The sequence below is a fragment of the Thioclava pacifica DSM 10166 genome (assembly GCF_000714535.1).
GTDB lineage: Bacteria > Pseudomonadota > Alphaproteobacteria > Rhodobacterales > Rhodobacteraceae > Thioclava > Thioclava pacifica.
Map to the genome: position 1 here is coordinate 454,816 of NZ_AUND01000012.1, position 24,040 is coordinate 478,855.

General features: G+C 63.8%; 24 protein-coding genes. 15 read left to right on the plus strand and 9 right to left on the minus strand.

Annotated features, from left to right (window positions below; all coding sequences use genetic code 11):
• Positions 1-50: 50 nt before the first annotated feature.
• Complete coding sequence (gene serA / locus TP2_RS08030) at positions 51-1,646, plus strand: phosphoglycerate dehydrogenase (RefSeq protein WP_038075701.1); 1,596 nt, start codon at positions 51-53, stop codon at positions 1,644-1,646.
• Positions 1,647-1,711: 65 nt separating this feature from the next.
• A complete protein-coding gene (locus TP2_RS08035; protein WP_038075704.1) occupies positions 1,712-2,446 on the plus strand; it encodes a metallophosphoesterase in 735 nt (244 codons plus the stop codon).
• 3 nt (positions 2,447-2,449) lie between these two features.
• Here the strand turns inward: TP2_RS08035 and TP2_RS08040 are convergent, their stop codons facing one another.
• Positions 2,450-3,322 carry an MBL fold metallo-hydrolase gene (locus tag TP2_RS08040; protein ID WP_038075705.1) on the minus strand — a complete coding sequence of 291 codons (873 nt, stop codon included), beginning with the start codon at positions 3,320-3,322 and terminating at the stop codon, positions 2,450-2,452.
• A gap of 165 nt (positions 3,323-3,487) precedes the next feature.
• Here TP2_RS08040 and TP2_RS08045 point away from each other — a divergent pair, with 165 nt between their 5' ends.
• Both TP2_RS08045 and TP2_RS08050 read left to right on the plus strand, forming a co-directional pair.
• Positions 3,488-4,663 carry an acetyl-CoA C-acyltransferase family protein gene (locus TP2_RS08045; protein WP_038075706.1) on the plus strand — a complete coding sequence of 392 codons (1,176 nt, stop codon included), beginning with the start codon at positions 3,488-3,490 and terminating at the stop codon, positions 4,661-4,663.
• A gap of 242 nt (positions 4,664-4,905) precedes the next feature.
• Positions 4,906-7,011: a response regulator gene (locus tag TP2_RS08050; protein ID WP_240473727.1), complete on the plus strand. Its 2,106-nt coding sequence runs from the start codon at positions 4,906-4,908 to the stop codon at positions 7,009-7,011.
• Here TP2_RS08050 and recQ read toward each other — a convergent pair.
• A complete protein-coding gene (recQ, locus tag TP2_RS08055) occupies positions 7,002-9,065 on the minus strand; it encodes a DNA helicase RecQ (protein WP_038075709.1) in 2,064 nt (687 codons plus the stop codon). The two genes, TP2_RS08050 and recQ, sit on opposite strands and share 10 nt — an antisense overlap.
• Positions 9,065-9,364, minus strand: a complete 300-nt coding sequence (locus tag TP2_RS08060; RefSeq protein WP_038075712.1) for a YggT family protein — start codon at positions 9,362-9,364, stop codon at positions 9,065-9,067. The genes recQ and TP2_RS08060 overlap by 1 nt, the downstream gene beginning before the upstream one ends.
• Before the next feature lie 128 nt (positions 9,365-9,492).
• Here TP2_RS08060 and TP2_RS08065 point away from each other — a divergent pair, with 128 nt between their 5' ends.
• The 9 genes from TP2_RS08065 (at position 9,493) to dxs (ending at position 18,082) form a co-directional block, all read left to right on the plus strand.
• Positions 9,493-10,023, plus strand: coding sequence for an acyl-CoA thioesterase (locus tag TP2_RS08065; RefSeq protein ID WP_038075713.1), 531 nt, complete (start codon positions 9,493-9,495; stop codon positions 10,021-10,023).
• A 267-nt stretch (positions 10,024-10,290) separates the two neighbouring features.
• The gene (locus tag TP2_RS08070) at positions 10,291-11,646 is read left to right on the plus strand and encodes an MFS transporter (protein WP_038075714.1); all 1,356 of its coding nucleotides are present in this window, start codon (positions 10,291-10,293) and stop codon (positions 11,644-11,646) included.
• Entirely contained in the window at positions 11,643-12,536 is an 894-nt protein-coding gene (gene mepA, locus TP2_RS08075) for a penicillin-insensitive murein endopeptidase (protein ID WP_038075717.1), read from the plus strand. Before TP2_RS08070 ends, mepA begins: the two co-directional genes overlap by 4 nt.
• Positions 12,509-13,438 (plus strand): esterase-like activity of phytase family protein, encoded by a 930-nt coding sequence (locus TP2_RS08080; RefSeq protein ID WP_038075718.1) that lies wholly within the window; start codon positions 12,509-12,511, stop codon positions 13,436-13,438. Before mepA ends, TP2_RS08080 begins: the two co-directional genes overlap by 28 nt.
• Positions 13,439-13,525: 87 nt before the next feature.
• On the plus strand, positions 13,526-14,158 hold the full coding sequence (locus tag TP2_RS08085) for a queuosine precursor transporter (protein WP_038075720.1): 633 nt from the start codon (positions 13,526-13,528) through the stop codon (positions 14,156-14,158).
• Between the two features lie 351 nt (positions 14,159-14,509).
• The gene (locus TP2_RS08090; protein WP_038075726.1) at positions 14,510-14,911 is read left to right on the plus strand and encodes a c-type cytochrome; all 402 of its coding nucleotides are present in this window, start codon (positions 14,510-14,512) and stop codon (positions 14,909-14,911) included.
• Positions 14,912-15,034: 123 nt separating this feature from the next.
• Entirely contained in the window at positions 15,035-15,271 is a 237-nt protein-coding gene (locus tag TP2_RS08095; RefSeq protein WP_038075727.1) for an exodeoxyribonuclease VII small subunit, read from the plus strand.
• On the plus strand, positions 15,272-16,138 hold the full coding sequence (locus TP2_RS08100) for a polyprenyl synthetase family protein (protein ID WP_038075728.1): 867 nt from the start codon (positions 15,272-15,274) through the stop codon (positions 16,136-16,138).
• Between the two features lie 21 nt (positions 16,139-16,159).
• Positions 16,160-18,082, plus strand: coding sequence for a 1-deoxy-D-xylulose-5-phosphate synthase (dxs, locus tag TP2_RS08105; RefSeq protein WP_038075729.1), 1,923 nt, complete (start codon positions 16,160-16,162; stop codon positions 18,080-18,082).
• Positions 18,083-18,124: 42 nt separating this feature from the next.
• On the opposite strand, the gene TP2_RS08110 is transcribed toward dxs, so the two are convergent.
• The 5 genes from TP2_RS08110 to mbfA all read right to left on the minus strand — a co-directional run bounded on the left by TP2_RS08110 (position 18,125) and on the right by mbfA (position 22,118).
• Positions 18,125-18,742, minus strand: a complete 618-nt coding sequence (locus TP2_RS08110; RefSeq protein ID WP_038075730.1) for an HAD family hydrolase — start codon at positions 18,740-18,742, stop codon at positions 18,125-18,127.
• On the minus strand, positions 18,735-19,193 hold the full coding sequence (locus TP2_RS08115; protein WP_038075731.1) for a YaiI/YqxD family protein: 459 nt from the start codon (positions 19,191-19,193) through the stop codon (positions 18,735-18,737). Before TP2_RS08115 ends, TP2_RS08110 begins: the two co-directional genes overlap by 8 nt.
• The gene (gene fghA, locus TP2_RS08120) at positions 19,190-20,020 is read right to left on the minus strand and encodes an S-formylglutathione hydrolase (RefSeq protein WP_038075734.1); all 831 of its coding nucleotides are present in this window, start codon (positions 20,018-20,020) and stop codon (positions 19,190-19,192) included. Before fghA ends, TP2_RS08115 begins: the two co-directional genes overlap by 4 nt.
• Positions 20,021-20,030: 10 nt before the next feature.
• On the minus strand, positions 20,031-20,948 hold the full coding sequence (locus TP2_RS08125; protein ID WP_038075738.1) for an AEC family transporter: 918 nt from the start codon (positions 20,946-20,948) through the stop codon (positions 20,031-20,033).
• 192 nt (positions 20,949-21,140) lie between these two features.
• Positions 21,141-22,118: an iron exporter MbfA gene (mbfA, locus tag TP2_RS08130; protein ID WP_038075740.1), complete on the minus strand. Its 978-nt coding sequence runs from the start codon at positions 22,116-22,118 to the stop codon at positions 21,141-21,143.
• Positions 22,119-22,275: 157 nt separating this feature from the next.
• Here mbfA and TP2_RS18475 point away from each other — a divergent pair, with 157 nt between their 5' ends.
• On the plus strand, positions 22,276-22,440 hold the full coding sequence (locus TP2_RS18475; protein WP_157617070.1) for a hypothetical protein: 165 nt from the start codon (positions 22,276-22,278) through the stop codon (positions 22,438-22,440).
• Here TP2_RS18475 and trhO read toward each other — a convergent pair.
• The gene (gene trhO / locus TP2_RS08135) at positions 22,437-23,342 is read right to left on the minus strand and encodes an oxygen-dependent tRNA uridine(34) hydroxylase TrhO (protein WP_038075741.1); all 906 of its coding nucleotides are present in this window, start codon (positions 23,340-23,342) and stop codon (positions 22,437-22,439) included. The genes TP2_RS18475 and trhO overlap by 4 nt on opposite strands.
• A gap of 98 nt (positions 23,343-23,440) precedes the next feature.
• Between trhO and pncA the strand changes: the two genes are divergently transcribed.
• Positions 23,441-24,040: a bifunctional nicotinamidase/pyrazinamidase gene (gene pncA / locus TP2_RS08140; RefSeq protein WP_038075742.1), complete on the plus strand. Its 600-nt coding sequence runs from the start codon at positions 23,441-23,443 to the stop codon at positions 24,038-24,040.

Genomic DNA, 24,040 nt, shown 5'->3' on the forward strand with positions numbered 1-24,040 from the left:
CCTCCGGGCCCGTCCTTCCCCGATTTTCTGAAAATTCAAGGAGCTCCGAAATGGCGCCCAAAGTTCTCGTCTCCGACAGCCTCTCCGAAACCGCAGTCCAGATCTTCCGTGACCGTGGCATCGAGGTCGATTTCGAACCCAAGCTCGGCAAGGACAAGGAAAAGCTCGCCGAGGTGATCGGCAAATATGACGGTCTCGCGATCCGTTCGGCCACCAAGGTCACCGCGAAGCTGCTCGAAAACGCGACCAACCTGAAAGTCGTCGGCCGCGCCGGTATCGGCACCGACAACGTCGACAAGGAAGCCGCCTCGAAAAAAGGCGTGATCGTGATGAACACGCCGTTTGGCAACATGATCACCACCGCCGAGCACGCCATCGCGATGATGTTCGCGGTCGCCCGCCAGATCCCCGAAGCCGATGCCTCGACCCAGGCCGGCAAGTGGGAAAAGTCGAAATTCATGGGGGTCGAGCTGACCGCTAAGACCCTCGGCGTGATCGGCGCGGGCAATATCGGCGGCATCGTCTGCGACCGCGCGCGTGGCCTCAAGATGAAGGTTATCGCCTATGATCCCTTCCTTGGCGAAGAGAAGGCCGCGAACATGGGCGTGGAAAAGGTCGAACTCGACGAACTGCTCAAGCGCGCCGATTTCATCACCCTGCACGTGCCGCTGACCGATTCGACCCGCAACATCCTGTCGCGCGAGAACCTGCAGAAGACCAAGCCGGGTGTCCGCATCATCAACTGCGCCCGTGGCGGTCTGGTGGACGAGCAGGCGCTGGCCGATCTGATCAAGTCGGGCCATGTCGCGGGCGCCGCCTTCGACGTGTTCTCGGAAGAGCCCGCCACCGAAAACCCGCTCTTCGGCCTGCCGAACGTGGTCTGCACCCCGCACCTCGGCGCCTCGACGACTGAGGCGCAGGAAAACGTGGCGCTGCAAGTGGCCGAGCAGATGGCGAACTACCTGCTCGATGGTGCCGTCGAGAACGCGCTCAACATGCCCTCGATGACCGCTGAAGAAGCGAAGGTCATGGGCCCCTGGGTGAAACTCGCCCAGCACCTCGGCGGCTTCATCGGCCAGATGACCGAGGATGCGATCAAGGCGATCAACATCACCTTCGACGGTGTGGCCTCGGAAATGAACCTCAAGGCGCTCGACGCCGCTGTGGTTTCGGGCATCCTGAAAGCGTCGCAGCCCGACGTGAACATGGTCTCCGCCCCGGTTATCGCGAAAGAGCGTGGTATCCAGATCTCGACCACCTCGCAGGATCGCACCGGCGCCTTCGAGGGCTACATCAAGGTCACCGTCGTCTCGGAGAGCAAGGAGCGCTCGATCGCGGGCACCGTGTTCTCGGATGGCAAGCCGCGCTTCATCCAGATCAAGGGCATCAATATCGACGCCGAAGTGGGCGAGCACATGCTCTACACCACCAACGAGGACGTGCCCGGTATCATCGGCAAGCTCGGCACCGTGCTGGGCGAGCATGGCGTGAACCTCGCGAACTTCACCCTCGGCCGCTCGAAGCAGGGCGGCGAGGCGATCGCAATCGCCTATGTGGACGAGGAAGTCTCGCCCGCCGTGGTCAAGGCGCTCAAGGACAGCGGGAACTTCAAGCAGGTCAAGCCGCTGGAATTCACCCTCGGCTGATCTAGCTGAGGTCGGATACAGGGCCCTCCGCACCTGCGGAGGGCCTTTTACATTCGGGGATCAAGATGCGGACCTATGCGATCGGAGACATTCACGGCCATCTGGCGAAACTGCACGCAGCCCATGCGCTGATCGCGGCGGATCGCGCGGCTTGCGGGGATCAGGAGGCTCCAATCGTTCACGTCGGAGATCTCGTTGATCGCGGGCCGGACTCGTCAGGTGTGATCGAGTATCTGATGCAGGGTCAGGGCCGTGGCGAGAACTGGATCGTGCTACGCGGCAATCACGACCGGATGTTCCTGGGCTTTCTCGAGGATCCTTTCACCGAGGATCCGATCCTCAGCCCCCATGTCTCCTATCTCAACCCGCGCGTCGGTGGCGAGGCGACGTTGCAGAGCTATGGTATTCCCGATGCCTTCTCCCGCCCGCTCGAAGATATCGCGCCAGAACTCACTGCCATCCCGCAGACCCATCGCGACTGGCTCGTGGCGCAACCGGCCTATTTCACCCGCGGCGCGGCGATCTTCGTTCATGCCGGCATCCGTCCGGGTATTCCGCTCGAAGATCAGGTCGAGGATGACCTTTTGTGGATCCGTAAACCGTTCCTGACTGACCGGCGCGATCATGGAGCGCTCGTGGTGCATGGCCATACGAATATCGAGGCGGCCACCCATTATGGTAACCGCCTCAATCTCGATTCCGGCGCGGGTTATGGCCACCCGCTCTCGACAGTGGTGATCGAGGGCCGCGACGCGTGGCTGCTCACGCCCGAGGGCCGGGCAGAACTGCCGCGCGGCTAAACCTCAGCGCGGCTCGAAATAGTCGAGCGGGATCTTGAGGTAGGACCGCCCATTGCCTTCCGCCTCGGGTTTGCGCCCGCCACGGATATTCACCTGAAGCGCGGCCAGCATCAGTTTCGGCAGTGGCAGGGTCGCATCGCGCGCCTCGCGGGTGGCGATGAACTCCTCGCGGCTGATCCCGTCCTTCACATGCTTGTTGCGCGCGCGATGCTCTGCCACGGTCGCTTCGCAACGCGGCTCCTCACCCTCGCCGGGATAGTCGTGACCGATGAACAGCCGCGTCTCGGCGGGCAGATCGAGGATTGCGCGCACCGAATCCCACAGCTCGGCCGCCGAGCCACCGGGGAAATCTGCGCGGCTCGTGCCGCTTTCGGGCATCATCAGCGTGTCATGCACGAAGGCCGCATCGCCCACGACATAGGTGATCGAGGCCAGCGTATGCCCGGTCGAAAGCATCACCCGAACCTCGAGATTGCCGATCGTGAAGGTTTCGCCCTCGGCAAAGAGGTGGTCCCACTGGCTGCCATCCTGCGGCAAATCGGGGGTGTTGTAGATCCCGGCCCAGAGGCTCTGCACCTTGCGCACGCGCTCGCCGATCCCGCGCTTGGCGCCCAGCTTTTCGGCCAGCCAGACGGCAGAGGAGAAGTGATCGGCATGCGGATGCGTATCGAGAACCCATTCCACCTCGATCCTGGTCTCCCGGATGTAATCGAGGATCTTCTCGGCATTGCCATTGCCCGTGGCCCCGGCCTGGTGATCGTAGTCCCAAACCGGATCGACAACGGCGCCCTTCATCGTCTCGGGGTCGTGGAAAACATATTGCCAGCTTCCGGTCGGCTTGTCCCAGAAGCCCTTCACAATCGGGTTCGCGCTCATCTCTGTCTCCTGTATCATATTCGCCTTCGTGAATGTGTTTACGACCTCCCGTGTTTCAACCCCCCGTGAAGGCCTTTGTGACGTGCCGTCATTATGACGCAGTCCCGCTGGTCCGAGTTCCGCCAAGGGATTACCCTCACGCGCAACACAAATCTGGAGGCCCCCATGACCGGCATCGTCATTCTTTCCGGCACCCGCACGCCCATCGGCACCTTTGGCGGTTCGCTTTCGGGCTTCGCGCCCATCGACCTCGCCGCCCTCGTCTCGAAAGAGGCGATCGCGCGTGCGGGCATCGCCCCTGAGAAAATCGACCAGGTCGCTTTCGGCCACATCATCAACACCGAACCGCGCGACATGTATCTCAGCCGCGTCGCTGCCGTGCAGGCGGGCGTTCCGGTTGGCACGCCCGCGATGAACGTGAACCGCCTTTGCGGCTCGGGAGTGCAGGCGGTGGTCTCGGCGGCGCAGATGCTGATGCTCGGCGATGGGGATTTCGCGCTCGCCGGTGGCTGCGACGTGATGAGCAAATCGCCTTACATCATGCCCGCCGCCCGCTTCGGTCAGAAGATGGGCGATACGCGGATGCTCGACATGATGACCGGCGCGCTGACCTGTCCCTTCGGCACCGGCCATATGGGTGTGACCGCCGAGAATGTCGCCGCCGAGTGCTCGATCTCGCGCGAGGATCAGGACGCCTTCGCGATGGAGAGCCAGGAGCGCGCCGCGAAAGCCATCGCCGAGGGCCATTTCAAGGACGAGATCACCCCGGTCGAGATCACCTCGCGCAAGGGCACCGTGGTTTTCGACACCGACGAACACCCCAAGGCCACCAGCCTCGACAAGCTCGCGAGCCTCAAGCCCGTGTTCCAGAAAGAGGGCTCGGTCACGGCGGGCAATGCCTCGGGCATCAATGACGGCGCCGCCGCTCTCGTGATCGCGCGCGAAGAGGCCGCCGCGGCGGCTGGGCTCAAGGCTCGCGCCAAGATCACAGGCTACGCCATCGCGGGCGTGCGCCCCGAGGTGATGGGTCTCGGCCCGATCCCGGCGGTGCGCGCCCTGCTCGACAAGACCGGGCTGTCGGCTGCCGATTTCGATTGGATCGAAAGCAACGAGGCCTTCGCCGCGCAAGCCCTCGCCGTCTCGCGCGAGCTCGGCCTCGACCCGACCAAGGTGAACCCTGATGGCGGCGCCATCGCGCTGGGTCACCCCGTCGGCGCTACTGGCGCGATCCTGATCGTGAAGGCGATGCATGCGCTCGAGCGCACCGGCGGCAAGCGCGCCCTGATCACCATGTGCATCGGCGGCGGCCAGGGTATCGCGCTCGCGATCGAGCGGGTCTGATCCGGCGGCGGGAGATAGATCGGATTTTCGTGATTTTCTCTCGCCAAGCCCCCCATCGCAGTTAAGGGCATGTTCATGCACCTCTGCCAATCTGCCCGCCGAGAGACATTCGAGGGCAGTCTGGCGGCATGCATGCGTCGATCGCAGATAAACTGGCACAGGAGCGGCGATCACGCCTCGCCGCCGAAAAACTTCTGGAACAAAAAAGCCGGGAGCTTTTCGCGGCCAATCAGAAGCTCGCGATGCATGCGCGCATGCTCTCCGATCAGATTGTCGAGCAGCGCGAGGGGCTGGCCAAGGCGCTATCCGAACGTGCGAGCCTGATCGGCGAGAATGACCGCGTCCGCACTGATCTCGAGCGGGCCAATTCGATGGCGATGATCGCGCAGCGCCGACTCTGGGATGCGGTCGATGCGATCGCGGACGGGTTCGCCGTCTATGACACCGAGTTGCGGCTCGTCGCCGCAAACCACGTCTATCTTTCCTTTTTCGAAGGAGAGATCGCGATCGGTCCAGGCGTTTCCTATGACGAGGTCACGCGCATCGCCGCTCAGCGTGGATTGTTCGACCTGCAAGGCCGCGATCCGCAGGACTGGCATTTCGAAATGAGCGAACGGATCCGCCGCAAGGTAATCCCCCCGGTCGAGATCCAGACCCATGATGGCCGCTGGTTCCGCATCAACAACCGCTGGGGGGCGCAGGGTGATCTGGTCACCTATGCGCAGGACATCACCGACGCGGTCCGCCGCGAGGAAGAGCTGCGCGAGGCCCGCGACCGCGCGGAAGCCGCCAATCGCGCGAAATCCGCCTTTCTCGCAAACATGAGCCACGAAATCCGCACCCCGATGAACGGCGTCGTCGGAATGGCCGATCTTCTCTCGGAAACTGACCTGACCGAGGAACAGCGCCTCTATGCCGATACGATCCACTCTTCCGGCGAGGCGCTGCTGACGATCATCAATGACGTTCTCGATTACTCGAAGATCGAGGCGGAGCGGATGCGGCTCTATCCCGAGCCCTTCGATCTCGAACGCTGCCTGCACGAGATCATGGTTCTGCTACAGCCCGGCGCAAAAGATCGCGCGCTGAAGCTGCTGGTGGATTACGACCTGTTCCTGCCCACCCGCTTCACCGCCGATCCCGGACGGATGCGCCAGATCCTCACCAATCTGCTCGGCAATGCGGTGAAGTTTACCCAGGCTGGTCACGTGCTTGCCCGCGTAGTCGGGTTCGAGCGCGATGAAGGTCAATATGAGCTGCATATCACCGTCGAGGATACGGGCATCGGCATCGCGCCCGAGCTGCTCGAGCATGTCTTTGGGGAGTTCAATCAGGTCGAGGCGGACTCGAACCGAAAGTTCGAGGGCACCGGCCTTGGCCTTGCGATCACCCATCGCCTCGTGCAGCTGATGGGCGGCGAGGTCTGGGTCGACAGCGCGCTGGGCGAGGGGTCGTGCTTCGGCTTCAAGCTGACCTTGCCGCGCGCCGAGCCCGCGACGCCGATCGACGTGCCAAGCCCCCCGATCACCCTGCGCGCGGCTCTCGTGGTCGACGATCTTCTGGTCAACCGCATCATCCTCGAACGCCAGCTGCAAACCTACGGTCTCGAGGTCACCCTTTGCCGCTCCGCAGAAGAAGCCCTGCACGTGATCGACGACGGGGCCGAGTTCGACGTGATCCTCACCGATCACCGCATGCCGTCGCTCGACGGGATCGCCTTCGCCCAGAGCCTTCGCGCAAAAGGTCGCGATGTCCCGATCCTGTTGCTCAGCTCTGATCCGGAAGCCGCACGCGTCGCGCAAACAACCGATGTCACGGGCTGCCTGCAAAAGCCGGTGCTGAGATCCGAGCTCTTCCGCGCCTTGCAAGATGTCTCGCAACGCGCGCCGCCTGAACCCGACGCGCCGCTGGAGCCAGCTCCCGCTGCCGAGCTCCCAGCCCGGCAGATGCGGGTGCTTGCGGCCGAGGACAACCGAACGAACCAACTCGTCTTTTCGAAGATGGTGAAGGATCTCGATATCGACCTGCGCTTTGCCAGTAACGGGCGTGAGGCGGTCGAAATCTGGCGCGACTTCGCGCCCGATCTGATTTTCATGGATATCTCGATGCCCGAAATGGACGGGCGCGAGGCTACCCGCGCGATCCGCATGGCCGAAGGTCCGGGGGCACATGTTCCGATCTGCGCGCTGACGGCCCACGCGATGGAGGGTGACAGCGAGTCGATCTTCGCCGCCGGGGTCGACCATTATCTGACCAAGCCGCTGAAGAAATCGCTCATCGCGGAGCGTATCGCCGCGACCGCCCCCGAAGCCACGCGCCCGCCGCTGCCCCCGGAAGATCAGCGATAGGCGCTCAGGATTTCCAGGAAGGCATCGCCAAAACGCTCGAGTTTCGACTCGTTCATTTCGGAAATCCGGCCCATGGCGATGCGGTCGCGGGGCTGTGTTTCGGCAATCTTGCGCAGCGTCGCATGGGAGAGCGAAAGCGGTTTCCCGATCCCGTCCTCGCCGCGCTGAAGTCGCGTGGCCTCGGCGAGAAGCACGTCATAGATTTCGCCTTCCTGCCGTCCGGCCAGCTTGCGCCGCGCCGGGTGCATTTCGTCCACCGCGCCCGCAATGACTGACAGAAACTCCGCGCCGTAGCTTTCAAGCTTCTTCGCGCCCACGCCGCCGATCCCGGCCATTTCATCAAGGCTCATCGGTCGCTTTTCCGCCATCTCGATCAGCGTGCGATCAGTGAAAACGATATAGGCGGGCACGCCCTGCGCTTCGGCCAATGCGCGCCGCTTCGCCTTCAACGCCGACAGCAGCGGTGCATCTTCCTCGCTTACCAGCGTTTTCACCACATTCTTCGCTGTAGCCTTCGCCACGAGATCGCGGCGCAGCGTGATCGATTGCTCGCCGCGCAGGATCGGTCGCGCCGCCTCGGTCATTACCAGCGCCCCGTGCCGCGACGCATCGGGGCGGATCAGGTCATGCCCCATCATCTGCCGGAACACCGCCTGCCACTGTGCCCGGCTCAGGTCGCGGCCCACCCCGAAAGTCGGTAGCTTGTCATGGCCCCACTGCCGGATCTTGTCGGTCTCCGACCCCAGAAGGATCTCGATCAGATGCCCCGCGCCGAAGCGTTCCTCCGAGCGCAGCGCCGCCGAGAGCGCCTTGCGCACTGCCTCGGTCCCATCAAACAGCTCGGGCGGCGTGTCGCAGAGATCGCAATTCCCGCAAGGTGCGGCGTCCTCCCCGAAATAGCGCAGCAGCTTCACCCGGCGGCATTCGGTGGCCTCCGCGAGGCCCAGCAAAGCATTGAGCCGCCCGTGATCGGCTTCTTTGCGCTCGGGCGGGGCCAACCCCTCGTCGATCTGGCTCCGGCGCAGCTTGATATCGTCGGGCCCGTAAAGCGTCAGCGTTTCCGCCGCCGCGCCATCCCGGCCCGCGCGTCCGATCTCCTGATAATAGGCTTCGATCGATTTCGGCAGATCGGCATGGGCGACCCAGCGGATGTCCGGCTTGTCGACGCCCATCCCGAACGCCACGGTCGCCACGACGATCAGCCCGTCTTCCTGTTGAAAGCGCACCTCGACTGCGCGGCGCTCCTCGGCCTCCATCCCGCCGTGGTAATGGCAGGCCAGATGCCCCGCCTCGGTCAGCGCCTTCGCCAAAGTCTCGGTCTTGGCCCGCGTACCGCAATAGACAATCCCGGACTGGCCCTTGCGCGCGGCGGCAAAGTTCAGGATCTGGCGTCGCGGCTGATCCTTGGGCGAAAAAGCCAGATGGATGTTCGGCCGGTCGAAGCCACGCAGGAAGCTCTCCGGGGTCTTCCCGTCGAAGAGCCGGTTGACGATCTCGGCGCGGGTTTCTTCATCTGCGGTGGCGGTGAAGGCCGCAAGCGGCACGCCAAGGCTGCGCCGCAGCTCGCCGATGCGCAGGTAATCGGGGCGAAAATCATGACCCCACTGACTGACGCAATGCGCCTCGTCCACCGCGATCAGGCTGACGCCCGCACGCTTGAGCAGATGCCCCGCGCCGCCCGAGGCGAGCCGTTCCGGTGCCATGTAAAGCAGCTTCAATCGCCCCTCGTCGATCGCGGCAAAGACCTCTTCGGTCTCTTCTTCGGTGTTGCCCGAAGTCAGCGCGCCCGCCTCGACGCCGGCCTGCCGCAGCGCGCGCACCTGATCGCGCATCAGCGCAATCAGCGGCGAGATCACCACCGTCACGCCCTCGCGCGCCAGCGCAGGAAGTTGATAACATAAGGATTTTCCGCCACCCGTCGGCATGATGGCGAGCACGTTCTGCCCCGCGATCACCGCGCGCACGATCTCTTCCTGGCCGGGCCGGAAGGCGTCAAACCCCCAGACCCGCGCCAGTAGCTCGGCGGGGGCTTCGGCTGCCGCAGCCGCTGGCATCAGAAGCTGTTGCCGTAGAAGAAGGCCGCGTTGTTGAAGAGCGCCTGACGGATGATGATCAGTGCGATGAAGGCCACCAGCGGTGCCAGATCCAGCCCGCCCGTATCCGGCAGGAAGCGCCGGATGCGCCCGTAGATCGGCTCAAGCAGGTTGTTCAGGCCAAACCAGATCTGTGCCACCAGCGGTTGACGCAGGTTGAGCACCTGGAAATTGATCAGCCAGCTCATGATGATATGGGCGATCATGATGAACCAGATAACGTTCAGGATCAGCACCAGCGCCTGAAAGAGCGTGACCATCGAACACCTCCGCTTTGGGTCGCAAAGACAGGTAAGCGAGCCGAACCGCCTTTGCAACCGCAGGCTGGGTCGCATTTTCCGTAACGTCTCTCTTGACGCTTCCGCTGCGTCGCAGCACGACTGGTTGCATGTATCCCGTCATCCGCATGGCCAAAGAGATCGTGAAGTTCCGCAACGCCCCGCCGTTGCCGGTCACGGGCACCCATATCAGCCACCATATCTGCTGGCCCTGGGATATCGACCTGTGGATGGAGCTCAATAACGGCCGCACGCTAACGCTTTACGATCTGGGGCGGATTCCGCTGGCGATGCGCACCGGTCTGGGTGCCGTGCTCAAGCGCAACAAATGGGGCATCGTGGTCGCGGGCAACACGACCCGCTATCGCCGCCGCGTGCAGGCCTTCCAGAAGATCGAGATGCGCTCGCGCTGTATCGGCTGGGACGATCGCTGGATGTGGCTCGAACACGCGATGTTTACGCGCGGTGAGTGCTCCTCGCATATCCTGATCCGCGGCGCGGTGACCTCGAAACAGGGGATGATCCCGCCCGCGCGGGTGCTGGAGGAAATGGGCGTGTCCGAGCCCTCCCCGCCTTTGCCCGAGTTTGTCACCGCCTGGGCCGAGGCGGATGCGAAACGCCCCTGGCCGCCGGAGATCTGAGGCGGGTTAGAGCCTTAAATCGACACGCAGGTCAGCACCCGACCGCCGGCTGGGCGCATTTGCGGTGCCATTGCGGGCACGACCGAGCTGCGGGCTTTCGAGAGAAATCGCAGACCGCAAGCGGAGCAAAGCACCCACCCAAGGCTCGGGCGCGCCCTTCACCTCTCACCTTCACCGTGACGCTTGCGCCGACGCCCCTTTTCGGGCTTCATCCTCCTCAAAGGCCGCCAGACCCAATCGGCGCGCCACATGAGGGGGGCAGGGCAGATGATCACCGCGAAGAAACGGATCTGGGGCTGGTGGTTTTTCGACTGGGCAAGCCAACCTTATAACACGCTGCTGATCACCTTCATCTTCGCGCCTTTCGTGAAAGATCTGCTGGGTTCGGGCACCGCGGCGCAGACCGTCTGGGGCTATGGTGTGGGGCTTGCGGGGATCGTGATCGCGCTTGCCTCGCCCTTCCTCGGCGCCATCGCCGACCGCTCGGGGCGCCGCATGCCCTTCATCTGGGTCTTTTCGGTGATGTATTTCGTGGGCGCGTGGTTCCTCTGGTATGCCGAGCCCGGCAATTTCCACCTTATGGCGATCATGATCGCCTTCGCGATCGGCATGATCGGGATGGAATTCGCCACCACCTTCACCAATGCGATCCTGCCCGATCTTGGCCCGCGCGAGGAGATCGGACGGATTTCCGGTTCGGGCTGGGCCTTCGGCTATATCGGCGGGATGATCACCCTCATCATCATGTTACTGCTGCTTCAGGCCAACCCGACGACCGGCAAGACCATGCTCGGGATCGACCCGCTCTTTGGCCTCGATGTCGCCACCCGCGAGGATACCCGCGCCGTCGGTCCGCTCACCGCGCTCTGGTACGCGGTTTTCATGATCCCGTTCTTCCTCTGGGTGAAGGAGCCGCGCAAGGCCGACGCGCTGCCGGTGCGCACCGCGCTGCGCGGCGCCTGGCCGGAACTGCGCGCGACGCTGCGGACGCTGCCGCACCGGCGTTCGTTGTTTTCCTTCCTGCTCAGCTCGATGTTCTACCGCGATGCGCTGAACGGCATCTACACATTCGGCGGGCTCTACGCGGCGGGGGTTCTGAACTGGTCGATCACGATGATCGGCATCTTCGGTATCCTCGGCACGATCACCGGCGCGCTCTTTGCCTGGCTCGGCGGCAAGGCGGATGACCGCTGGGGGCCCAAGGCGGTGATCGTGACCACGGTGATCTTGCTGACGCTCGTCGTGGTGGGCATCGTCTTTGTCTCGCGCGAGAGCGTCTTTGGCATGGCCGTCTCGCCTGACAGCTCGCTGCCCGATATCGCCTTCTACATCCTTGGTGGCATGATCGGCGCTTGCGGCGGCGCGCTGCAATCGGCCTCGCGTACGATGATGGTCCGCCAGGCCGATCCCGAGAAGATCACCGAGCATTTCGGCCTCTACGCGCTCACCGGCAAGGCCACCGCTTTCATTGCGCCGCTTTCGATCGGGGTCGTGACGCAGATCTCGGACAATCAGTCGATCGGCATCACCCCGATCATCGTGCTTTTGATTTTGGGCCTTCTGCTGCTAGGCTGGGTGCGAACCAACGGAGACCACAGCCCCGACGGACAGCCCCAATCATGATCGCCAAGTTTTTCGCAGCCGCCCTTTCGCTTACGCTCATTGCCTCGCCTGTCGCCTCCGAGCCGCTTGCCCGCGTGCTCTTCGGCGCGAAATCCGCGCCCTCCGAACAGGCGCCTTCCGCGATCGGGTTTTATTCGCGCGGCTGCGCCGCCGGGCTTCAGGCAATGCCCGAGAGCGGGCCGACCTGGCAGGCGATGCGGCTGTCGCGCAATCGCAACTGGGGTCAGCCCGAGATGCTCTCCTATCTTCAGGACCTCTCGCGCTTTGCCGCGAGCCTGCCGGGCTGGAAAGGTCTCTATATCGGCGATATCAGCCAGCCGCGCGGCGGTCCGATGACGGGCGGCCATGCGAGCCACCAGATCGGGCTCGATGCCGACATCTGGATGCTGCCGCCGAAACGGCTCGACCTCAGCCGCTCCGAGCGCGAGAAGATCTCCTCGATTTCCGTGCGCACGGCCGATCAGCGCAGCGTCAACGGCAACTGGACGCCGCAGCATATGGCGCTGCTGCGTCACGCGGCCTCCGATCCGCGCGTTGACCGGATCTTCGTCGCCGCGGCGGCAAAGATCGCGATGTGCAATACCGCGCCACGCGGGGATCGCGCCTGGCTTCAGAAGATCCGGCCGATCTACGGGCACAACACGCATTTCCACGTGCGCTTGAAATGCCCGCCCGGCGCGCGATATTGCGAGACCCAGAAACCCACGGTCGCGCAGCTGTCGAAGGGAGGCGATGGTTGCGATGACACGCTGATGTGGTGGGTGACGGATTATCTCAACCCGCCCAAGACGGCACCGAAGCCGCCGAAGGGTCCGCCGAAGAAAACAGCCAAGACCTATGTGATGTCGGATCTCCCCTCCCAATGCCGCGCCGTTCTGTCCTCGCGCTAGCCTTCGGCGCGGGGCTGGCCCTGCTGGCGGGGCTCGCCCCCGCCGGGCCGCATCCGCGCGCGCAATTCCTGCAAAGCTATCACTGGACCATGCCGGGCGTGAGCGTCTTTGGCGGGTTTTCCGGGCTTGAGCTCGGTCCCGACGGGCGCGATTTCGTTACCCAGTCCGACCGCACCACGATCTGGCGCGGTCAGCTCGATCGCGATGCGTCGGAGCGGATCACCGGCGTCACCATAACCGAGGGGCCGAACTGGCTGCACAGCTCCAAGGGCAAGGTTCTGACCCGGCATCTGGGCGATAGCGAGGGGCTTGCGCTTGCCCCCGACGGATCGGTCTATATCTCTTTCGAGGGGCTCGCGCGGGTGTCGCATTTCCCCACCGATGGCGGCCCGGCCGAACTCTTGCCGCGCCCGAAAGCCTTCGCGAAGATGAAAGGCAATTCCTCGCTCGAAGCGCTGGCCATCGACGATCTGGGCACGCTCTACACGATGCCCGAGGACTCCGGCAGCACGCGCAAACCCTTCCCGGTCTGGCGCTATCGCAATGGCGAATGGGACCAGCCCTTCGCGATCCCGCGCGACGGGAACTGGCTGCCGGCGGGCGCGGATTTCGGCCCCGATGGCCGGCTCTATGTTCTCGAGCGTGATTTCTGGGGGCTTCTGGGCTTTCTCACCCGCGTGCAGGTCTTCGACGTGCAGGACGATTCCCTCTCGGGTGGTGACGTGCTCTTGCAGACCGGGGCGGGCCGGCACGACAATCTCGAAGGGATCTCGGTCTGGCGCGATGCGAGCGGCGCGATCCGGCTCACGATGATTTCGGATGACAATTTCTTCCCGTTCCAGCGCACCGAGATCGTCGAATATCGCCTCGCATCCCCGCAGCGCACCGCCAAGAGGGATTGACGCACGCGCTACAAGCGCGTATCGCGCGCCCTTGCCCGGAACGGTCCGGGCCATGTCTCCGCTACCATGTAAAAACGGTTGAACATCATGACCCGCTACATTCCTGGCATCATTGCCATGGCCATCATCGTCGTGGCCTCCAACATCCTGGTGCAGTTCCTTCTGGGCAACTTCCTCACCTGGGGTGCGTTTACCTATCCCTTCGCCTTCCTCGTCAACGACGTGATGAACCGCATCTACGGCCCGGGCGCTGCCCGCCGTGTCGTCTTCGCCGGTTTCGTCGTGGGCGTGATCTGCTCGCTGATCGGCAGCCAGATCATGTTGCAGGGCGACGGCTTCGAATATCCCGCCGTGACGCTGCGCATTGCGATCGGTTCGGGCACCGCCTTCCTGATCGCGCAGATGGCCGACATCCTCGTCTTCGACAAGCTGCGCAACGGCGTGTGGTGGCAGGCCCCTGCGGTCTCGACCCTGATCGGCGCCTCGCTCGACACGATGATCTTCTTCTCGATCGCCTTCTCGGCCTCGCTGACCTTCCTCGAGCCGGCCAATGACGTGTCCTGGGCGAACGAGCATTTGCCGCTTCTGGGCTTTGGTCCGCAGGTTCCGCTCTGGGTGTCGCTTGCCTGTGCAGACTGGCTTGTGAAACTTGCCTTAACTTTGGTCGCTCTGCTGCCTTTCAAGGCAATTGTTACCAAACTTTCTCCAAGGATTGCGTAATTCTTCTTGCCACACACAAAATCTGTGGCACGCTGTGGATAACGGCAACGCATTGAAAGGAGGTGGTCCAGTGTCGAGAGTGATAGTGGAGAGAGGTGTCGGGACAGTCAGGGGGGCCGTGGCCTGAGGGCAAACCCTAGGGCAAAGAGCCTTGACTGGGACGGCTGGATCCTTCGGACCCTAACCGGACCATCTCCGTAGATCTCGGAGGGCCGTCTCACCCAGAGACGGCCCTTTTCGATAAGGCGCTCCATCGCATATGGAGCGCCTTATTTCGTTGATGGAGATCACAGACGAGATCACGTTTCGGGCCTACCCTTCCCTTGCGTAACCTTTGTGGGAGGGAAGAAAATGCGCTTCATCACCAGTCTCGCCGCCTTTGCGGCGCTCACCGTCACGACCCCGGCCTTCGCTCAGAATGCCGAAGTCGGGAAGCGTCTCTTTGACCAGTATTGCTCGTCATGCCATGGCCTGGAGGGCAAGGGCGACGGCGCGATGGCCGAGTTTCTGAACATCAAGCCGAGCGATCTGACCGCTCTGTCCGCGGCCAATGACGGGGAATACCCGATGCTCAAGGTCATCCACATCATCGACGGGCGCACCGGCGTGCGCGGCCATGGCGGCGACATGCCCGTTTTCGGTGACGTGTTCATGGAAGAGGGCGGGCACGATCCGAATTCCTATACCGATGTTCTGGAAACGCGCGGGCGCGTGCTCTCGCTCGCGACCTATCTCGAATCGATCCAGCAATAAGCGACGTATCGTTCACAAACCGGTCTGGCTCGCGGGGTGATCTCGACTTCGCGATCCGGATATGCTTTTGAAAGGCGGGGGCGCGAGTCCCCGCAATTTCAGTATGTCTGAGGGTTGAGGCGAATGAGCGATATTGACGCGATGAGCTTTGAAGAGGCGATGAAGGCTCTCGAAGAGGTCGTGGGCCAGTTGGAGCATGGCGACGTGCCACTGGATCGCTCGATCGAACTTTACGAGCGTGGCGCGAAGCTCAAGGAGCGCTGCACGAAGCTTCTCAAGGAAGCCGAGGAGCGCGTCGAGAAGATCACGCTCGGTGCCGATGGCTCCCCGCAAGGCACGGCGCCGGCCGAAGGTCTGTAAATGTTCGAGACCCGCCTGAAAGAGGTTCAGCGCTCCGTTCAGGTTGCGCTCGACGCGGCCGTTGCCCGACAACCCGAAGGTCCGCTGCGCGCCCCGATGCATTACGCGCTGCAAGGCGGCAAGCGTCTGCGTGCCTTTCTCGCGCTCGAAAGCGCCGCGATCTTCGGCATCCCGGAGGCGCAGGCGATGCCCGCCGCCGCCGCCGTCGAGGCGCTGCACGCCTATTCGCTTGTGCATGATGACCTGCCCTGCATGGATGATGACGACCTGCGCCGGGGCCAGCCGACCGTGCATGTGAAATGGGATGACGCGACCGCCGTGCTGACCGGCGACGTGCTCCAGACGCTGGCCTTCGAGCTTTGCGCCGATCCCATCCTCGGCGCGGCAGATCGGCGCATCGCGCTTGTCACGGCGCTGGCGAAAGCCTCCGGCGCGGCCGGTATGGGCCACGGTCAGGCGCTCGATATCGCCGCCGAGACCGCCCCCGAACCGCTCACGCTTGACCAGATCATCGCGCTGCAGGCGGGCAAGACCGGGGCGCTGATTTCCTTTGCCACCCGTGCCGGGGCGATCCTCGCCGGGGAAGACCAAAACCCCTTGCAGGCTTACGCCGAAGCGGTCGGCCTCGCCTTCCAGATCCATGACGACATCCTCGACGTCACCGGCGATGAGGCCGCCACCGGCAAGCGTGTCGGCAAGGATAGCGAGGCGGGCAAAGCCACTTTCGTTTCGCTGCTTGGTCTCGATGGCGCCCGCGCCCGTGCCGATGCCCTGATCCAGGACGCGATCGACGCCGTTTCCCCTTACGCAGAGAAGGCGGAAAACTTGCGAGCGGCCGCGCGTTTCGTTATCTCCCGCGAGATGTAGCGCGCCTCAGGGGGCAAGCCGATGACCGATACGCCGAAAGATCCGACCGCAACGCCGACCCTCGACCGGGTGCGGCTGCCCTCCGATCTCAAGAGCCTCACCGATGCCGAGCTGAAAAAGCTCGCCCATGAACTGCGCACCGAGACGATCTCAGCCGTGTCGCAGACCGGCGGGCACCTGGGCGCGGGGCTCGGCGTGGTCGAGCTGACCGTGGCGCTGCACGCAGTGTTCGACGCGCCGCGCGACAAGATCATCTGGGACGTGGGCCACCAGTGCTACCCGCACAAGATCCTCACGGGCCGCCGCGAGCGTATCCGCACGCTGCGCATGAAGGGCGGTCTGTCGGGCTTCACCAAACGCTCGGAATCCCCCTATGACCCGTTCGGCGCGGGCCATAGCTCCACCTCGATCTCGGCGGCTGTCGGCTTCACGATGGGCCGCGAGCTGGGCGCCGAGACGGGCGATGCGATCGCGGTGATCGGCGATGGCGCGATGTCGGGCGGCATGGCCTTCGAGGCGATGAACCACGCGGGCCATCTGGGCAAGCGGATGTTCGTCGTGCTCAACGACAACGAGATGTCGATTGCTCCGCCCGTGGGGGCGCTCTCGAACTACCTCACCCGGCTTTATTCCGAAGCCCCGCTGCAGGATCTGAAATCGGCCGCGAAAGGCGCGATGAGTCTTCTGCCCGAACCGTTCCAGGAAGGCGCGCGCCGCGCCAAGGAAATGCTCAAGGGCATGGCGATGGGCGGCACGCTCTTCGAAGAGCTCGGCTTTTCCTATGTCGGCCCGGTGGATGGGCATGATCTCGACCAGCTCCTGCCGCTCCTGCGCACGCTCAAGGCCCGCGCGACCGGCCCGGTGCTGATCCATGCGCTGACCAAGAAGGGCAAGGGTTACGCCCCCGCCGAGAGCCGCCCCGATGGTGGCCATGCCACCGCGAAATTCGACGTGGCGACGGGCGAGCAGAAGAAATCCCCCTCGAACGCGCCAAGCTACACCAAGGTCTTTGCCGAAAGCCTGATCAAGGAAGCCGTGAAGGACGAAAAGATCGTCGGCGTCACCGCCGCGATGCCCGATGGCACGGGGCTCAAGCAATTCGCCGAGCACTACCCGCGCCGCTGTTTCGACGTGGGTATCGCCGAGCAACACGCCGTGACCTTCTCGGCCGGTCTCGCCGCTTCGGGGATGAAACCCTTCTGCGCGATCTACTCGACCTTCCTGCAACGCGGCTACGACCAGATCGTGCATGACGTGGCGATTCAGCGCCTGCCGGTGCGTTTCGCCATCGACCGCGCGGGTCTGGTGGGGGCCGATGGCGCGACCCATGCGGGCAGCTTCGATATCGGCTTCATGTCGTCCCTTCCGGGCATGGTCGTGATGGCCGCCGCCGACGAAGCCGAACTCGTCCACATGGTCGCCACCGCCGCCGCCCATGATGAAGGCCCGATCGCCTTCCGCTACCCGCGCGGCGAAGGCATGGGTGTCGACATGCCCGAAGAAGGCGTGCCGCTGGAAATCGGTAAGGGCCGGATGATTGCGGAAGGCGCGCGCGTCGCGATCCTGTCCTACGGCACCCGTCTGGCCGAGGTTCTCAAAGCCCGCGAAGCGCTCGCCGCACGCGGCCTTGCGCCGACGATTGCCGATGCGCGCTTCGTCAAGCCGCTCGACACCGATCTGATCGACCGGCTCGTGGCCGAACACGAGGCGCTGATCTGCATCGAGGAAGGCGCGGTCGGCGGCTTCGGCTCCCATGTCGCGCAGTATCTGTCGGATCAGGGCGTCTTCGATCGCGGCTTCAAATTCCGCTCGATGGTCCTGCCTGATACGTTCATCGACCACGCCTCGCCCGAGGACATGTATCGCTCGGCGGGCATGGATGCACCGCAGATCGAGGCGAAGGTGCTGGAGCTTCTGGGCGTCGCGATCGCGAAACGGGCCTGAGATAAGCGCAGCTTATGCAGGCGAGGTCTGCATAAGCCAGGCTTATGTGGCCTCGGTCTCGCTCAGCAGCCCTTCCGAAACCAGCCGCGCGGCCCAGCCCTCCGGCCCCTCGAAGAGATGCGTCTTCCAGCCGAAGGTATGCGCCGTCGCGATATTGTCCGCGCGATCATCGGTGAAGATCAGATCGGCGCCCGAAAGCCCCGTCGCCTCTTCCACCATCTGATAGATCTTCGGATCGGGCTTCGTTACGCCCATATGACCCGAGATGAAATCGCGGTCGAACTCGCGCAGAAACGGGTAATGGGTCGCCGCATAATCATAACTCCCGATCCCGAAATTCGTCAGCGAGAAGACCGGCATCCCCTTGGCCTGCAAGGCTTTCATCAGCCGCAGCGAATGCGGGATCTCGGGGGCGGCCATCTCGATCCAGTCATCGTGCCAGCGCCGGATCGCATCGCGCCAGGTCGGGTATTTCTCGGCCCAGGCATAGATCGTCTCGCGGAACGGCGCGCCGCGGTCGATCTCGTCATTCATGCCGTGCAAATCGACCTCGGCGAACATCGCCTCGCGCGTTTCGCGAGGCATGATCCGATCGTAATGCCGCTCGGGCTGCCACTCGATCAGCACGTTGCCGATATCGAAGATCACCGCCTTAACCATTGCCTGCCTCCTTGATCGCCGCCCGCGCCACCCGGTCGAGCGCATCCGAGAACCGCGCGCGATCGGCCTTGGAGAACGGCTTGCCACCGCCCTGCCGGAACGGATCGGCCGAACGAAGATCGGCCATAAGATCCCGCGTTGCCAATACGTTACCGATATTGGAAGGGTTTAGCGCCTCGCCATCGGGGCGCAGTACCCGTGCGCCCGCCTCGACACATTTCGCGGCCAGCGGAATGTCATTGGTGATGACCACATCGCCCCGGCCCGCGCGTTCGGCGATATACATGTCGGCCACGTCCGGCCCCTGATCGACATAGATCATCTCGACCAGCGGATTGGGCGAAGGCCGCAGCCCGCCATTCGAGACCAGCATCAGCTTGACGCCCAGCCGGGTCGCGACCCGCTCGGCCTCGGCCTTCACCGGGCAGGCATCGGCATCGACCCAGATCACGCCCAGAGCGCCTCGGCGTGGAATTCGAGGTGATCGGGGATGAAGCTTTGTACGAAGTAATAGCTGTGATCGTAGCCCGCCTGCATCCGGAAGGTGCCGGGTTGACGACGCGCGGCCATCGCTTCGGCGAGCGCCTCGGGCTTCAGAAGATCGAGGAACTGGTCCGAGCCGCCCTGATCGATCAGCACCTCGCCGTCGAAGCCGTTCTCGCGCATCAGAAGGGTTGCGTCATGTGCCGCCCAAGCCGCCTCATCGGATCCAAGATAGGCATCGAATTGCTTGCGCCCCCAATCGCTTTGCGTCGGATGCACGATCGGTGCGAAGGCCGAGACCGAGCGGAACCGGTCGGGCAGCGACATCGCGAGCGTCAGCGCGCCATGCCCGCCCATGGAATGGCCGGTGATCGCCTGCCGTTCGGGGTCGATCTCGAAGGCTGCGTCGATCGCGTTGGGCAGTTCCTCGGCGATGTAATCCCACATCCGGAAATGCGGCGCCCAGGGGGATTGCGTGGCGTTGACGTAGAAGCCCGCGCCCTGGCCCAGATCGTAATCCTCGTGATCCGCCACGCCTTCGCCGCGTGGTGACGTGTCGGGAAAGACCAAGGCAATCCCGTGATCTGCGGCATAGGCCTGCGCACCAGCCTTGGTCATCGCGTTCTCATGCGTGCAGGTGAGCCCCGAGAGATACCAGAGCACCGGCACCGGCCCGTCCTCGGCCTCGCGCGGCAGGAACAGTCCGAACGTCATCTCGCAGTCATTGACCTTGGAGATATGCGAATAGACGCCCTGAACGCCTCCGAAACAGCGGTTTTCCGAGATCGTTTTCATCAAAGCCTCCTCAGCCGTTAACCCAGTGGATGACCGCCGGAACCGTGAGGATCGAGACGGCGGTCGAGACGAGGATGGAGGCCGAGACACGCTGCGGCGCCACCCCGAAATGCTGCGCCAGAATATAGACATTGCCCGCGACGGGAAGGGCGGCGGCGGCGATCATCACGCCCGCCGCGTAAGGATCGACATCGAAGATCAGAAGCGACGTGATCGCGATGGCGGCTGGGTGCAGAAAGAGCTTGCCGAAAGAGAGCCAGACCGCCGGCGCCGGCTTCTCGGCAGATTTCCCCGCGAGCGAGGCGCCGATGGCGAAAAGCGCACCCGGCGTGGCCGCCGCGCCGAGAATCGTCATGAATTCTTCGAGCGGCCCCGGCATCGGCAGTTTCAAACCAGCCCAGGCCAGCCCCGCGAGCATCGAGACGATCATCGGGTTCTTCACCAGCCCCAGCGCGATCGGCGCGAGAGAGACCTTCCCGTGCCGCGCGGCAGTGATGAAGATCGTGATGATCGAGGAAAACACGATCAGATCGCAGCTCAGCACCATCAGCACCGGCCCGACCGCAGCCGGTCCCAGCAGCACCACAAGCATCGGCACGCCGAGAAAACCCGTGTTGCCGGTCATCGACGTATGCGCCTCCATTGCCGAAAGCGCGGTCGGCAGCTTGCGCGCCCTGGCGACGGCGAAAGTGATCAGCCAGACCGCTCCGGAGCCGCTGATATAGGCGAGAATGAACTGTGGATCGAAGAGCTGACCCAGATCGAGATTGGCGGAGAATTTGAACAGCATCGCCGAGAGCGCGAAATAGAAGACGAATTTCGTCAGCCACGCGGTCGCCTCGGCGGTGAAAAAGCGGATTTGCCCGGCGAACCAGCCAAGCCCGATCAGGGCGAAGAAGGGCAAGGTCTTGAGAAAGATCTCGAGCATGGCCAAGCGCTAGCATGCAGTTTGGACAAGTGCCAGACAGGGAATGAAACCGCTGCGCTGTTTGGAAAGCGCAGGAGGCCTCCGGCGGGGATATTTCGAGCAGTTGGAAGGATGGAACAGCACTCATCTTCCAACTGCTTCAAATATCCCCCGCGGAGCGTCCCTCATGCGCAAGCCGCGCGGCGGTTGGGATCAGCCGCCGCCGATCAACACGCCGGCGGCAAAGACCAGCGCGCCGCCGAGCACGACCTGGAAGGTGGCGCGCAGGAAGGGCGTTTCCATGTAGCGGTTCTGGATCCAGGCGATGGCCCAGAGCTCGAAGAACACGATGATGATCGCGATCGTGGTCGCGGTCCAGAAATCGGGGATCAGGTAGGGCAGGGCGTGGCCCAGACCGCCAAGCGCGGTCATCACGCCCGAGGCGATGCCGCGCTTGATCGGCGAGCCGCGGCCCGAGATGACGCCGTCGTCATGGGCGGCCTCGGTGAAGCCCATCGAGATGCCCGCGCCGACCGAGGCTGCGAGGCCGACGAGCAGCGTGGTATGCGGGTCTTGCGTGGCAAAGGCGGTGGCGAAGATCGGGGCCAGCGTCGAGACCGATCCGTCCATCAGGCCGGCAAGGCCCGGCTGCACCCAGGTCAGCACGAACTGGCGATGCGCGGCGCGGTTTTCCTCGTCGCGCTCATCCTCGCCCAGATGGGTCGCAGTCAGTTCCTCGGCCTTCTTCTCGTGGCCAAGTTCGGCCGCGGCCAGATCGCCCAGCAATTCGCGGGTCGCCGCGTCCGAGCTGCGCTGCGCGGCCAGCGTGTAGAACTTGCCCGCCTCGCGCTCCATCGCCTCGGCCTCGCCGCGGATCGTGTCGAGCGAGAGGTTCTTCGCCAGCCAGATCGGTTTGCGGTTGTAGAAGCCCGCGACATGTTCGCGACGAATGAGCGGGATCACCTCGCCGAAGCGTTCCGTGTGGCGCGCGATGAGACGGCGGCGATGCTCGTCCTCCTCGGCGGCCATGCCCTCGAAGATCTTGGCCGAGGCGGGGAAATCCTTGCGCAGGTGCTCGGCATATTGGCGGTAGATGCGCGCGTCGTCCTCTTCCGAGGAAATCGCGAGCGCGAGCACTTCCTGCTCAGACAGGTCATCGAACCGGCGGCGGGAGGCAAATCCGGGGAGCATGGGGAGGCCCTCTCTTTTTAGAACGATTCCAAAATAGCGGGGTTTGCACGCAATGCAATGCAGCATTTCGAACTAATCAGTTCAGAAACTCTTGCAATCTGAACGGATCGGTTCATATTCCTAACTGAACGAACGAGTTCAGTTATGGAGATTCGTCATGAAACGCTTCGCTTTCGCCCTTATCCTGAGTGTTGCCGGTGCCACTGCGGCTTCGGCCGGTATCGGGGATTTCTCGCTGCCGCGTCTCGACTTCCCGGGCACGGGCAGCCCCGTCGTCACGCAAGGTTGCAATGACCTGACGCAGACCTGCGCGGATAATTAATCGCGACCAAGATGCGTCTCTCCGCGCTCGGCGGCGAGGCGCATCTGGTGCTCGCGTTCGCGAAACCGCGCGCGATCGGCGGCGGAATATTCACCGATGCAGCGATGGCAGGAGACGCCCTCCTCATAATCGGGATGGCGCTTGTCCTCAGCCGAAACCGGGCGGCGACAGGCGTGACAGCTGTCATAGTCGCCCTGCTTGAGCCCGTGACGCAGGCTCACGCGCTGGTCGAAGACGAAACAGTCGCCGTGCCAGAGCGAGCCCTCTTCGGGCATCTCTTCGAGATATTTCAGGATGCCGCCCTTGAGGTGATAGACCTCGGGCACGCCCTCAGCGAGCAAGAAATTCGTCGATTTCTCGCAGCGGATACCTCCGGTGCAGAACATCGCGACGCGCTTGTTGTGGAAACGGTGCGCGTTGTCGCGCCACCACTGCGGAAACTCGCGGAAGGATTTCGTGCCGGGGTCGATGGCGCCCTCGAAGGTGCCGATCTCGATCTCGTAATCGTTGCGGGTGTCGATCACGACCGTGTCGGGCGAGGAGATCAGGTCGTTCCAGTCCTGCGGCTCGACGTAGTGGCCGACGCGGGCCTTCGGGTCGATATCGGGCTCACCCATGGTGACGATCTCGCGCTTGAGGCGCACCTTCATCCGGCCGAAGGGCATCTGCTCGGCCGTGCTTTCCTTCCACTCCAGATCGGCGCAACCCGGCAGGGTGCGGATATGGGCCAGCACCGCGTCGATCCCCGCGCGCGAGCCCGCGATGGTGCCGTTGATCCCCTCGCGCGCGATCAGGAGCGAGCCTTTCACGCCTTGCGCACACGCGAGCTTCGCCAGCGGGGCCTTGAGGGCCTCGGGATTTTCGAACCGGGTGAAATGATAAAGCGCGGCGACGGTGAACATGGGGCAGGCATTAGCGCCGCGCGGGGGCTTTAGGCAAGAGCCGTTGACCATATGGGGTCCGCGCCCTACCCATGAGAGGAGCCTGCGGGAGAGACAAGATGACCAAAGCCCTGATCGTGATCGACGTGCAAAACGACTTCTGCCCCGGCGGCGCGCTGGCTGTGGCGGGCGGGGACGAGATCCTGCCGCGCGTGAACGTGCTGATGAGCGAGTTCGACACGGTGGTGCTGACGCAGGACTGGCATCCGGGTGATCATTCCTCTTTCGCGAGCCAGCATGAGGGCGCAGCGCCCTTTACGCAGGTGCATATGAATTATGGGCTGCAGACGCTTTGGCCGGATCATTGCGTTCAGGGCACCAAGGGCGCCGCGTTCCATCCCGATCTGGCGGTGGAGCGGGCGCAGATGATCATCCGCAAGGGCTTTCGCACGGGAGTGGACAGCTATTCGGCCTTTTTCGAGAATGACCACAAGACCACCACGGGGCTCGCGGGCTACCTGCGCGACCGGGGCATTGAGGAGCTGAGCTTTGTCGGCCTCGCCACCGATTTCTGCGTGGCGTGGTCTGCGCTCGATGCCGCGAAGCTGGGGTTCAGGGCGCGCGTGCTGGAAGGCGCGTGCCGGGCGATCGACCTCGACGGTTCGCTGGTTGCCGCGCATGAGGCGATGCGCGCGGCGGGCGTGAAGCTGGAGGCCTGA